Annotated in this window: 10 protein-coding genes; 7 read left to right on the top strand and 3 right to left on the bottom strand. The window is 70.7% G+C overall.

Annotated elements, in window-relative coordinates:
• The first annotated feature begins 3 nt into the window (after positions 1 to 3).
• Positions 4 to 1,002, top strand: a complete 999-nt coding sequence (locus tag ACIBCA_RS34085; protein WP_396286969.1) for a thiopeptide-type bacteriocin biosynthesis protein — start codon at positions 4 to 6, stop codon at positions 1,000 to 1,002.
• Complete coding sequence (locus ACIBCA_RS34080) at positions 948 to 1,382, top strand: NUDIX domain-containing protein (protein ID WP_396287040.1); 435 nt, start codon at positions 948 to 950, stop codon at positions 1,380 to 1,382. Before ACIBCA_RS34085 ends, ACIBCA_RS34080 begins: the two co-directional genes overlap by 55 nt.
• Before the next feature lie 155 nt (positions 1,383 to 1,537).
• Here ACIBCA_RS34080 and ACIBCA_RS34075 read toward each other — a convergent pair whose 3' ends face one another.
• Complete coding sequence (locus tag ACIBCA_RS34075; protein ID WP_396286968.1) at positions 1,538 to 2,170, bottom strand: DedA family protein; 633 nt, start codon at positions 2,168 to 2,170, stop codon at positions 1,538 to 1,540.
• Positions 2,171 to 2,908 (bottom strand): class I SAM-dependent methyltransferase, encoded by a 738-nt coding sequence (locus ACIBCA_RS34070; protein WP_396286967.1) that lies wholly within the window; start codon positions 2,906 to 2,908, stop codon positions 2,171 to 2,173.
• Between the two features lie 131 nt (positions 2,909 to 3,039).
• Between ACIBCA_RS34070 and ACIBCA_RS34065 the strand changes: the two genes are divergently transcribed.
• Both ACIBCA_RS34065 and ACIBCA_RS34060 read left to right on the top strand, forming a co-directional pair.
• Complete coding sequence (locus tag ACIBCA_RS34065) at positions 3,040 to 4,194, top strand: sensor histidine kinase (RefSeq protein WP_396286966.1); 1,155 nt, start codon at positions 3,040 to 3,042, stop codon at positions 4,192 to 4,194.
• On the top strand, positions 4,191 to 4,841 hold the full coding sequence (locus ACIBCA_RS34060; RefSeq protein WP_396286965.1) for a response regulator: 651 nt from the start codon (positions 4,191 to 4,193) through the stop codon (positions 4,839 to 4,841). The genes ACIBCA_RS34065 and ACIBCA_RS34060 overlap by 4 nt, the downstream gene beginning before the upstream one ends.
• A gap of 171 nt (positions 4,842 to 5,012) precedes the next feature.
• Here ACIBCA_RS34060 and ACIBCA_RS34055 read toward each other — a convergent pair whose 3' ends face one another.
• Positions 5,013 to 5,564, bottom strand: coding sequence for a TetR/AcrR family transcriptional regulator (locus ACIBCA_RS34055; RefSeq protein ID WP_396287038.1), 552 nt, complete (start codon positions 5,562 to 5,564; stop codon positions 5,013 to 5,015).
• A gap of 659 nt (positions 5,565 to 6,223) precedes the next feature.
• On the opposite strand from ACIBCA_RS34055, the gene ACIBCA_RS34050 reads away from it, so the two are divergent.
• The 3 genes from ACIBCA_RS34050 (at position 6,224) to ACIBCA_RS34040 (ending at position 11,837) form a co-directional block, all read left to right on the top strand.
• On the top strand, positions 6,224 to 9,832 hold the full coding sequence (locus ACIBCA_RS34050; protein ID WP_396286964.1) for an NB-ARC domain-containing protein: 3,609 nt from the start codon (positions 6,224 to 6,226) through the stop codon (positions 9,830 to 9,832).
• A 2-nt stretch (positions 9,833 to 9,834) separates the two neighbouring features.
• Positions 9,835 to 11,001, top strand: a complete 1,167-nt coding sequence (locus tag ACIBCA_RS34045) for a damage-control phosphatase ARMT1 family protein (RefSeq protein WP_396286963.1) — start codon at positions 9,835 to 9,837, stop codon at positions 10,999 to 11,001.
• Positions 11,002 to 11,237: 236 nt separating this feature from the next.
• On the top strand, positions 11,238 to 11,837 hold the full coding sequence (locus ACIBCA_RS34040) for a GNAT family N-acetyltransferase (protein WP_396286962.1): 600 nt from the start codon (positions 11,238 to 11,240) through the stop codon (positions 11,835 to 11,837).
• Positions 11,838 to 11,841: the final 4 nt, after the last annotated feature.

Here is an 11,841-nt window from a genome sequence, read left to right as displayed (position 1 = left end):
GCCATGAACCGCCACACCGAACGCCCGTACCTGGAGCGGGCAATCCTCGCCGTCCTCACCGGAACCGACACCGCCCGGGCCGCCGCCCAGCTCGGCATCGACGCCGCCGACCTGGCCACCGCCGCCGAGACCTACCGCACCGCCGGACGCGCCGCCATCGCCTCGCCCCCCGACTCCTGGGCCCACGTCAACATCAGACCCACCGACTGGCACAGCGCCGAGGCCACCATGGCTGCCCATCTCGCCCCCATGCTGTGCGACGCCGAAGCCCGAGGCACCCTCATCTCCTGGTGGTACGTCCGCAAGCACCCGTACTGGCGGCTGCGCCTGCAAACTGCTTGCCTCGCGCTCCGCACCCACCTGGCCCAGGAGATGGCCCGACTTCAAAGCCAAGGCGTGATCGCCTCCTGGTCACCAGGCATCTACGAACCTGAAACCGCAGCCCTCGGAGGGCCGTTGGGGATCAACGCAGCCCACGCCCTTTTCCACGCCGACAGCCGTGCTCTCCTGACCGAACACCATCAGCCCGAAACCCCGCGCCTCGGACGACGAGAACTCTCCATCCTGATGTGCAGCGTGATGCTCCGCGCCGCAGGCCAGGAGTGGACGGAGCAAGGCGACGTCTGGACCCGAGTCGCTGCCATGCGCCCGACGCCTGCCGGCCTACCGGAGTCCGACACCGCCGGAATTCGAGCACTACTGTCCGCCGACACCCTCGCCATGGCCGAACCCGGCCAAGCCCTCCACGGGGAAGCCGACCGCATCCACGCCTTCGCACGTGCAGGCCACGAACTCGCGGACATCGCCCTTCGAGGAAGCCTCACCCGTGGACTGCGCGACGTCCTCGCACACATGATCGCCTTCCACTGGAACCGCGTCGCGATCCCGACCCCGCATCAAGCAATCCTCGCCCGCACCGCACGCGACCACATCCTCGGAGCCCCGCCATACAGCACCGCGTCCGCGCCGTCCTTGTCACCCCGAACGACACCACGCTGCTGATCAAGCGCATCCGCCCCGGCGTCGACCCGTACTGGGTGATCGTCGGCGGCAAGGTCGAACCAACCGACACCAACCCTGAGGACGCCCTCCTGCGCGAGGTCCGCGAGGAGATCGCCGGCGAAGCCGAGATCGTCCGCCATCTGCACACCATCGAGACCGGCGACGAGCGCCAGGACTTCTACCTCGCCACCATCGACAAATGGAGCTTCGAGGACCGCACCGGGCCCGAGTTCAGCCAGGAAGGCCGAGGCGAGTACATCCTCGAAGAGATCCCTCTGACCACCGACGCCCTCAACGCAGTCAACCTCCTACCGCTGGACTTCGCCGCCGTCCTGCGCAAGGCCGTCGAGCGCGGGCTGTCGCCAGTCTCTGAAAAGTGACCCCAGCCAGTTCTTGAATGTTGACCCCTCTGGTCATCCTGTGCGGCTTGGAGGCCGCGCAGACAGGTGGCCAGTTATGGGCGTCGTCGGGGATGTCCCAGCGGTGGGTGGTCCAAGCTCGGCGGAGCAGACTGCGTACGGGAGCGGCCGGACGCTCACCGGGGGGTGGGGCTGGCGTCGTGCGGGTGCGGGTGGCGGTGGCGCTTCTTCATCCACAAGGCCGCGCACCCGGCCGTGATCAGGCCGGCGATGGCAAGGGCGGGCCCGCCAAGGGTGATGATGTGCTGGATGGACGTGGCGGCACCGTAGCCGACGCCGGCTTCGGCGGTGGCCCACAGGCAGGCGGCGGTGGCGCTGTAGGGGGCGATGCGGCGGTAGGGCAGGCTGGTGGCGCCTGCGAAGTGGGGGGCGAGGGTGCGGACGACGGGGATGAAGCGGGCCAGCAGGATGGCTCGGCCGCCGTGGCGGGTGGTGAGGGCCTCGGCGCGTTGCCAGAGGGGGGCGGGGATGCGGCGGGCCGCGCGGCCGGTGCGCAGCCGCTGACCGAGGAGGCGGCCGGTGCGGTGGGCGAGGAGGTCGCCGGCGATGACGGCGCCGGCCGCGGTGGCGATGACGAGGGGGAGGCTGAGGTGGCCGGCGCGGGCCATCGCGCCGGCGGTCAGCATCAGGGTGAGGGTCGGGATGAAGGCGCCGACCAGGAGGATCGACTCGGCCAGCACGGCCAGGGCCAGCACTCCGTAGGCGGCCGGCGGCGGGAGGTGGGCAAGGAGGTCGGTCAGGACGTGCATCTACTGTCCCGCCTGGTCCACAGGGTGCTGCTGACCGTCGGCGGAGGGCTGGGAGGGCACTGGGGGGTGTTGCAGGTGCCAGACGTGGGCGGGGGGCAGGTTGGCCCATACGCTCCAGCGGGCGGTGGCGTAGCGGCGCTGGTAGGCGGTCATGACGTGGTCCACGGCGGCGTGCCGGCGTGCTTCGGAGGGTGAGGCGAGCAGGGTGCGGGCGCGTCGGGTGCCGAGGTAGGCGAAGTAGGTGAGGGTTCCGCCGGGGTGGAGCAGTTCCATGTAGCGGCCCATGATCCGTTCCACGGTGTCCGGGGCGAAGTTGGTCAGCGGCAGGCCGGAGACGATCACGTCGTAGCGCCGGTCGGTGTCGAGGTCTTCGACGAGGCTCTGGTGGACGGTGATGTCTGCGGAGCGGGACGTCGTGCGGGGGTGGGTGGCGGCGAGGGTGCGCAGTTGGTCGGCGAAGCGGGGATTGGCCTCGACGATGTCGAGGCGGCTGCCGCGGGGAAGGCGGGGGATCAGGTGGCGGGTGACGGCGCCGGTGCCGGCGCCTGCTTCCAGGACGGCCAGCGGACGGGGCGAGCGGGCGCGGACGGGCTCGGCCAGGGCGTGGGCGAGGGCCTTGCCGCTGGGGGCGACGGCGCCGGTGGTGCGCAGGTCGCGGGCGGCTTCGATGAGGAACATCCAGCCTTCGGCATGGCGCTGCGCGGTGGCGCGCTGGTGCGAGGTCGTCCAGTCGTTCATGGATTCGACGCTACGGAGCGGCGCTGTCCTTCAAATCCTCCGTTCTGCGACGGGCTTGGCCGACGAAAGTAGGGGGCCGCCATGGACTTTCGTCTGGCCGGAAACCGTCGTGGAATGCCTAGCATGGCCGGGTGACGTGGTGGAAGGGCCCGGTGTGGGCGGCGGTCGGGCGTACGGGGTTCGTCGCCTTTTTGGCGGCGGGCGCCGCGGTGAATGCCGCGCTGCTCTTCGGCGGCCGGTACGTGGTGCCGGTGAGCGCTGCCGCGCTGGTGTGCGCGGTGGCGCTGGCGGTGCCCCGGCTGCGACGGTTCGTCGCGCCGTGGGTGGTGGCGGCGGGGACGGCGTGGTGGGGGTGGCTGCTGGCTCCGCTGCTGGCCGTTTCCCTGTTCGACCTGGCCGTGGCCCGTCGGATGCGGGTCGCCCTCGGCTGTGTCGTCGTGGCGCTGGGCGCCAATGTGTTCGGTGCCCAGGCCACGTCGCTGTGGGCCGACCGGCGGTGGGTGTCGGCCCTGTTCGTCCTGCTGTTCGGGCTCGTGGTCGGCCTGTGGCAGGGCAACCGGCGGCGGCTGGTGAAGTCGCTGGCCTCCGAGGTCGAGCATCTGCGGACGGAGTCGCAACTGCGGGAGGAGACGGCCCGGGTCGCCGAACGTTCCCGCATTGCCGCGGAGATGCACGACGTGCTGGCCCACCGGCTGAGCCTGATCGCCTTGCACACCGGAGTGCTGGCCACCCGGGGCGACGGCCTGCCCGCGCCGGTCGTCGAACGCCTGGTGCTGCTGCGTGCCACGTCCGCCGAGGCCCTGGCCGACCTGCGCGACGTTCTCGGCGCCCTGCGCGACCCGGACGCGGCGCAGGGCGCGACGCTCGCACCCGCGATACGAGACGTACGGGAGCTGGCCGAGGAGGCACGCGCCGCCGGGCAGCACGTCGAGCTGACCGTCGACGGCGTTCCCGAGCAGGCTCCCACGACCCACCGGCTGGCCGCGTACCGCATCGTCCAGGAGGCGCTGACCAACGTCCGCAAGCACGCGGGCGGCGCCGCGGTGACCGTACGGGTCGACTACCGCCCGCCCGCCACCCTGATCGAGGTCACCAACACCCCCGGCGTCCCCGGCACTTCCGGCACGGGTGCCGTCGAGTCCGGATACGGGCTCGTCGGTCTGCGCGAGCGCGTCACCGCGCTGGGCGGCACCCTGGACGCAGGGCCCGCCGGCGCCGGCGCCTGGCGGCTGGCCGCACGCATCCCCCACCCCGTCGGTATCGGACAGAACGGCACCCGCACATGATCCGCGCCATGATCGTCGACGATGACGCCCTGGTCCGCCTCGGCCTGAGCGATCTCCTCGACGGCGACCCGGGCATCCAGGTCGTCGCCCAGGCCGTGGACGGCCTGGACGCCGTCGAGCAGGCCGGCGCCCGTCGCATCGACGTGGCCCTGGTGGACGTGCGTATGCCGCGCATGGACGGCATCACCGCGACCGCCCGGCTACGGGCCCTGCCCCACCCGCCGAAGGTGATCACCCTGACCACCTTCGACCTCGACGAGTACGTCTACAACGCACTCGCCGCGGGAGCCGACGGGTTCCTGCTCAAGGACACCGATCCCGCCGAGATCCTGCGTGCCGTCCACCTGGTGGCAGCCGGCTCCGCCATGCTCCACCCCGCCGCGGCCCGCCGGCTCATCGACCGCTACCACGCCGGCAACCAGCCGAAGGCCACCGCCGCGCGGGAACGGCTTGAGCGGCTCACCCCCAGGGAACTGGACGTGCTGGCCCTGCTCGCCCAGGGCGAGACCAACGCCGACATCGCCACCCGCCTCACGATGCGGGAAAGCACCGTCAAAGCCCACGTCAGCCGCATCCTCACAGCCCTGGGCGTCACCAACCGCGTCCAGGCCGCCCTCCTGGCCCGCGACGCGGGACTGCCCACCTGACCAAGAGGGCAGGCACTGAAGGACGTTGGGGCACTGACCTCATCGACGCCCCGGTGACGGACTCACGGTCGCCGAAGCACACGGTGACCAAAACCAGGACCTCGAGGATCCCGGAACCTGCTCCTTCGCCCACCTGTTCACCAGGCCATCGACGCCTGGCTGCGCGGCTTCTTACTGTGGCGCGCAGCCGCGCAGGACGGACGCGATCAGGTCGTCCAAGCCGTACTCAGCCACCTCCGGCGGCAGGACGCCGCTCACCGTCAGGTCCGCGTAGCCGTGCAGTGCCGCGACGACTGGCAAGGCGATCCGTTCGAGTGGTCCCTCGCGTACTTCGCCCTCGCGCTGCCCGTCGCCGATCAGCTCCAGGAGTTGATCGGACCATCGGTGGGCGGTCGCCCCGAGTGATTCCGACGCCTGCGGACTGTGCTTGACCGAGAACATCAGATCGAGCAGTGCGGCGTTGGCCACGGCGAAACCCACGTAGGCGCGGGCCGCGGTGTCCAGCCGGTCGGCGAACGCCTCACCAGCGCCTTCCTGTGAGGCTGCGATGGTCTCGGCGAGCCGCTCGAACCCGGTCAGCGCCAGGGCGTCCAGCAGTGCCTGCTTGGACTTGAAGTGGCGACTCGGCGCGGCGGGGCTCACCCCGACCTCGCGGGCCAGTTCGCGCAGGGACAGCGCGGACGCCCCCCGCTCGCGCAGTGTCTCCTCGGCTCGCGCGAGCAGAGCGACGCGGAGGTCTAGCCGTGCGGGATGACGGTGGCGGGAGGCTCGGTGCCCAGCAGGGCGGCGAGGTCGGCGCGAGAGCCTTCGGTGCGGCAGATCCACGGGACATCGGCGGCGAGGATGCGCGGCGATCTCGGTGGGCGTGCTCAGGGTGCCGTCGTGCCGAGCCTGCCAACTTCCGCTGAGCACCTGGTCGGCGATGTGGTCAGGCACGCGCAGTTCGGCGGCGATCCTCCGGGCGGCATGGCTGCGCTCGCGATCGTCCGGGGCCGGAACCAGAGTTCCGAATAGGTCCAGGATCACGGCGGTGGGCCGCCATCCGGCAGGCGTCGCAGTGACGATCGGGCTCTGTTCCGGGAGGGCCAGGGTGCTGTCCATCAGTTCCCTTCCGTCACCGGCGACGGCGATGGGCCGAGACCGGTGATCGAATCACCAAGTGGGGGCTTCTCCAGCGGCTTTGCCGGCCGAAGCCTGGGGGTTGAGCAGCTGTTGAAAGCCTGCCTGCCGGAGCCCGCTCCGGCGTAGGTCCGCGCGTCGCACCGCCGTGGAACCGGCACCGAACCGAGCCCCGCGGTACCGCAGTGCGAGAGGATCGCCGCTCGTCGCGGCTGTGGTACTCGTGCCGAACCCGTGCTGAACCATTGCCCGTACGACCCGGGATGCCTCGGAATAGGCTGCTAGCGTCGTCAGTACCGATCGCGGGGGTTCGAGTGGGCACGGTGCAGCGTTGGTCAGGTCGTGAGGCCAAGGCTCTTCGTGAGGCATTACGGATGACCGTCCGCGGTTTCGCAGCCCACCTCGGTGTCAGCGATCGGACGGTGTCCAAGTGGGAGGCCGGCGGGGAGCACCTGTTCCCCGTGACCGACTCGCAGGCACTGCTCGACACAGTCCTCGACCGGGCGGACCCCGACGCTGTGGACCGCTTCCGACAGCTCCTCGACGGGCACGCCCGTCATCGAGCGACCACTACGGGAAGTTACGTCCTAGCGCCACCTCCGGAGCCCGGCTTGGTACACAGATCCGAAGACTTCGACAGCGTCATCTCCCTGCTGGCCGAGGCGAACGCATCCGGCAGGAGCCCGGTACTGGCGGTGTGCGGACCCGGCGGCTTCGGCAAGACGACCCTGGTCACGCAGGTGTGCGAGGACCCCGGCGTCCGGGAGATGTTCCCCGAGATCCTCTGGGTGGAGACAGGAGAAGGCTGCACCGCCGCCCGCGTCGTGGAGCTGATCTCCGATCTCTGCGTGCACGTCGACGGAACCCGCCCCGCACTCACCGATCCCGAGCAGGCCGGCTTCCGCCTGGCCCGCGTGCTGCAGGACAGGCGGGTGCTGCTCGTCATCGACAACGTCTGGTCGGCGGCGGACCTGGCCCCGTTCCTCTTCGGAGCGCCATCCTGCACCCGCCTCGTGACCACGAGGAACATTCGCACCTGCCCATCGACGGCGCAGGTGCTGCGGCTCGGCCCGATGTCGGCTCCGGAGATCAGCGAGCTGCTGACCCGATCCGTCTCCCGCCTGACCCGGCCGGCCGCCGACCGGCTGGCGGCCCTGTGCGGCGGGTGGCCGCTGCTGGCCACCGTGGTCGGCTCCAACGTCTCCTCCGACCTGAACGCGGGAGCCTCAGCCGAACGGGCCGTCACCGAGGCCAGGCAGGCACTGCACGCCCACGGCCCACAGGCGTTCGACGTCTGGGACGCGGACCAGCGTTCCAACGCGATCGGCCACGCCATCACCGCCAGTCTGCGCAGTCTCGACGAGGGCGTACGGATCACCGGCGGCTCGTCGCTGCGCGAGCGCTACCTCTCCCTGGCGGTCTTCCCCGCCACGCTCCCGGTGCCTCTGAGCGTGCTCACCCACTGGTGGGGCACGTCCCACGGCTGGTCGGCCAGCACCGTCCGCCAGTTCTGCCGGATCCTGGCCGACCGCTCGCTGATCAGCGCGTATCTGGCCGACCGGGACGCGGTGGTCCTCCACGACGTGTTCCGCTCCTACCTGAAGCACATGGTGGGCGATCAGTGGGAAGCCCTGCACGCCTCGTTGATCGCTTCCTACCGCGGCGCCGGTGCGGCGGACTGGTCGCAGCTGTCGGCATCCCACCCCTACATGTGGCAGCAACTGCCGTACCACCTGCACGAGGCCGGACTCGATGACGAGCTGGTGGACCTGCTGTCGTCCACCTCGTACGTGGCGCGCAAGGCGGCCACGATCGGCAGCCAGTCCCTGGCGGCCGACGCCATAGTCCTCGGGACCGTCGAACCCTTCCGGGCCGACTCCCACCCCCGGCACCGGGACTGGCATCGGGCCGGCACCCTGACCGGTGCCGGGTACCTGCTGCACGGACTCCGGACGCCGCAGGACATGGCCTCGACGCTGACCCTCGCCCTTGTGCGGGCGGGCGACCTGCCGTTCGGCAACGCCACGGAGACCGCCGACGCAGCCGGCTTCCATGCCTCGTGGGCCCGAGCCGCCGCAGTGGGGCACGGCCACGTGGGCGCCGTCGTCTCGGTCGCGACCGCTGCGGGCCTCATCGCCTCCGGCGGCGAGGACGGCGCCGTCCGGGTATGGGACCTCGCTTCGCGCACCCTGGTCCACGCGTTCCACGCCCACACCGGCTGGGTGTTCGCCACTGCCCTGACGCATGACGGCGCGCTGCTGGCCTCGGCGGGCGAGGACGGCCTGATCCGCCTCTGGAACCCCCGCACGGGAAGAGCTCTCGGCATCCTGGCCGGTCACGATCGCCGAGTCCGCTGCCTCAGCTTCACCCCGGACGGCCAGTACCTGCTGTCAGCAGCTGAGGACGGGAACGTGCGGGTCTGGAGCATCGAGGAACTGAGCCTCAGCCACTCGATGGCGACCTGCGGAACGCCGCTGTGGACGGTCTCCGTCGACGCCGCTGCGCGGGTCGTGGCCGCAGCGGGTGAGGACGAGTTCGTCCGCCTCTACGACCTGGCGACCGGCGCGCTCCTCGACGAGAAGGCGGGTCACCGGGACTGGGTCCGGTCGGTGGCCTTCTCCCGCACCGGCGGGCTCCTCGCCTCGGGCTCGGGGGACCGCTCCGTGGTCCTCTGGGACACCAGCGGCGGCAGGCTCAACCAGGTCCGGCGGGTGGACGGCCTTCCCGCACGCGTCCGCTCGGTGGTCCTCGACGGCCAGTCGGACCTCCTCCTCGCCGCCACCGAGGACGCCGTCATCCGGGCGTTCGACGCCGGTGGCCCGGTCGGCGAGGTGCGGATGCCGCCGGGCGTCGACTGGGTCCGGGCACTCGCCTGCGCGGCCGACGGCACGGTCGTCGCCGGCTGCGAGGATGGCGCCCTGCGACTGTGGACGAAGTCGGAACCTGACGGGATCCACACCGTAGCCGAAGGCTCGAACACGGTCTGGTCCACCCACATCACGTCCGACGGCGGTCTCGGCGCCGTGGGCCACGGTGACGGCCACGTCGAACTCCTGGACCTGCCCACCGCCGCGTCGCGCCGCGAACTGCTGGGCAGCGCGGGCCGGGTGTGGTCGGTGGCCACCGGTGGCAGGTACGTCGCGGCGGCCTGCGGGGACGGCTCAGTCCACGTCTGGTCCCTCGACGACGAGAGCTGGGCACTGCGGCTCAACGACGACGTCACCCGGAGTTGGGGCGTCGCGGTGGCCCGGTCCGGCACCCGGCTCGCCGCCAGCACCGGCGACGGGCACATCCGGTGCTGGGACCTCCCCTCCGGAGCGCTGGTGTGGGAGCAGCAGGCCCATGCCGGCCGCGTGCGGTCGCTAGCGTTCGACGCCGAGGGTCACCTGCTCGCGGCGAGCGGCGGCGACGGCTCCGTGCACCTCTGGGACTCGCGCACGGGTCGGCACCTCAACCGGTTCGTGAACCCCGGAGGATGGGCACGTTCGATCGCCGTCGATGCCGCGGGCGCCCACCTCGCGGTGGGCTCGGGCACCGGGGAGATCCACGTCCGCGACGTCCGAACCGGCCAGTTCACCGCTCACCTGTCCGGACACGTCGGCCGGGTCCTCATGATGGCCTTCGGCGACGATCCCGACCGACTGCTGTCGGCTGCGGCCGACGGAACCGTGCGGGCGTGGTCGCTCAGCCACCAGCACCAACTCGCCGAGGTACGCGTCGACGCGACACTGAACTGCGCCGCCGCCGACCCCGGTACGGGTCGCGTGCTCGTCGGGAGCGCGGCCGGCCCTGCGTCGCTGCAGCTCCATCACGGGCAGACCGTGGATCATGTGGCGGAACTCGCCGACAGCCGAGGAGAAGGACGAATCTGAGCATGCCCAGCGCACCCGTGATCCTGAGCGGCACCTCCGGCTCGTTCGCCCGGGATGTCTTCCACGAGCGGCACCCGAAGCTCGTCCGGCAGGTGCTCGATGCACTGCCGTACGGGCCGAGCGAGCGAGCCGCGATCGAGGAGCTCCTCGCCGAGAGCACCGAGGGTGTACTACAGCCACTCAGCACCAGTACCCACGACCACCAGCAGTGGCTGGAGTGGGGTGAGGGTCTGTTCGGACGGCCGTGGGGCGAGGCGCCGTTCCTGTGGGCCGAGAGCTACTTCTACCGCAGGCTGCTCGAAGCCAGTGGCTACTTCGTGCCCGGGACTTGGCAGGGCATCGACCCGTTCGCACCGTTCAAGAACGCCGAACTCGCCGGCCCGGCCGTCGACGCCGAGTTGGCCGGTCTCAGCGAGCTGCCCTCCCTGTCGGCCGAGAAGCGGGCCGACGTGCTGCTCTCGTCGGCGCTCTGGGGCAACCGGGCGGACCTCAGCTTCCAGATCACCGCATCGCCGAGCGACGCCCAGCCCTCTGCCCTAATTGCGGACGACAGCCTGCTCCTCTGGTCTGCCCTGTCGGCGGCAAGTCATCCAAGGGTCTGCGTCATCGCGGACAATGCCGGACGGGAACTGCTGCCGGATCTCGTACTGGTCGACCACCTCCTCACGAGCGGGTTGGCGGCCAATGTCGTCCTGTACGTCAAGCCCTCCCCCTACTACGTGTCGGACGCGACCACCGCAGACGTCCTTGCCACCATCGAGCGCCTTCGTACCGCACCTGGGCAGGAGGCAGAACGGATCGGACGCCGACTCTGGGACGCGATGAACAGCGGCACGCTCGTGGTCCGCACGCACCCGTTCTTCTGCGCGCCGCTGCCGTTCCACGACATGCCCGCCGATCTCAGGGCCGAACTCTCCGGTGCCACGATGACGATCCTCAAGGGCGACCTCAACTACCGCCGCCTCGTCGGGGACCAACTCTGGGACGCCACAGTTCCGTTCGCCGAGCGGGCTGACCACTTTCCGTCCCCGGTAGCGGCTCTGCGTACGTTGAAGTCGGACGTCATCGTCGGTCTCAACGAACCGGTGGTCGCCGGGCTGGACGCAACGGGGGAGCCATGGCGCACCACCGGCAAGTACGGCCTCATCCAGGTCCACCTGCATGCGTAGCACTTGCACTATCAGGCGAAGTTGCGAACGCGTCTGAGGCAACGTCAAATCAAACGCCACTGCCGCGCGAACCCGTTGGGTTCGCGCGGCAGCAGGTTGAAGACGGAGAAGCTGAACCTCAGCGCATCCACGCCGCGCTGCCCCCCAGCAGCCGACCTGCTAGAGGAGATCGAGGCGTTCATCGCCAGCCCGACGTCCGTCCTCATCCGGTGACCACGCCGGTAGGCTCCCCAGGCATGACCCCAGTCCACCTGACCGGGCCCCGCCTGGCGATGCGCGAAGTCGAACCCGGGGACACCGACGACCTCCTAGCCGTCTACGGCGACCCCGAGGCCACCCGGCACCTCAGCTTCGAACCCCGCACCCGCGAGCAGGTCCAGGCGATCACGGACCGCTCCATTGCCGCCGCGAACACCAGCCCGAGGAGCGAGTACTGCCTCGCCATCACCCATCTCGGCGAGCACCGGCTCATCGGATATGCCCGCCTGGCCACCGAGCCCCAGGAGGCCGCCACCATCGGCTTCGCCCTCCACGCAGCCGACTGGGGCAAGGGTCTCGGCACCGAGACCGTCCACCTGCTGTGCGCGCTCGGCTTCAACACCCTGGGCCTGCACCGCATCTGGGCCGCCCGCTCCCCGCTCAACGAGGCATCCGCACGCACGCTCCTGCGTGCAGGCATGACCAAGGACGGACGCATCCGTGACCACGTATTCGTCCACGGCGCCTGGCGGGACTCGATCACCTACTCGATCCTGGAACACGAGTGGACGCCGATCGACGGGCTGAGCACCAACCGATCCGCGCAGTCCGACGACGACATCAGCCCGAATAAGTGACCTC

It is taken from the genome of Kitasatospora sp. NPDC051170 (genome assembly GCF_044455705.1).
Lineage (GTDB): Bacteria > Actinomycetota > Actinomycetes > Streptomycetales > Streptomycetaceae > Kitasatospora.
This window is presented reverse-complemented; position numbering and strand designations above follow the sequence as displayed.

Bases quoted from the DNA above. Each gene is read 5' to 3' on its own strand.
- ACIBCA_RS34085 (WP_396286969.1), top strand. From the start codon at position 4: ATGAACCGCCACACCGAACGCCCGTACCTGGAGCGGGCAATCCTCGCC.
- ACIBCA_RS34060 (WP_396286965.1), top strand. From the start codon at position 4,191: ATGATCCGCGCCATGATCGTCGACGATGACGCCCTGGTCCGCCTCGGC.
- ACIBCA_RS34045 (WP_396286963.1), top strand. From the start codon at position 9,835: ATGCCCAGCGCACCCGTGATCCTGAGCGGCACCTCCGGCTCGTTCGCC.
- ACIBCA_RS34040 (WP_396286962.1), top strand. From the start codon at position 11,238: ATGACCCCAGTCCACCTGACCGGGCCCCGCCTGGCGATGCGCGAAGTC.
- ACIBCA_RS34050 (WP_396286964.1), top strand. From the start codon at position 6,224: ATGCCTCGGAATAGGCTGCTAGCGTCGTCAGTACCGATCGCGGGGGTT.
- ACIBCA_RS34075 (WP_396286968.1), bottom strand. From the start codon at position 2,170: ATGCACGTCCTGACCGACCTCCTTGCCCACCTCCCGCCGCCGGCCGCC.
- ACIBCA_RS34070 (WP_396286967.1), bottom strand. From the start codon at position 2,908: ATGAACGACTGGACGACCTCGCACCAGCGCGCCACCGCGCAGCGCCAT.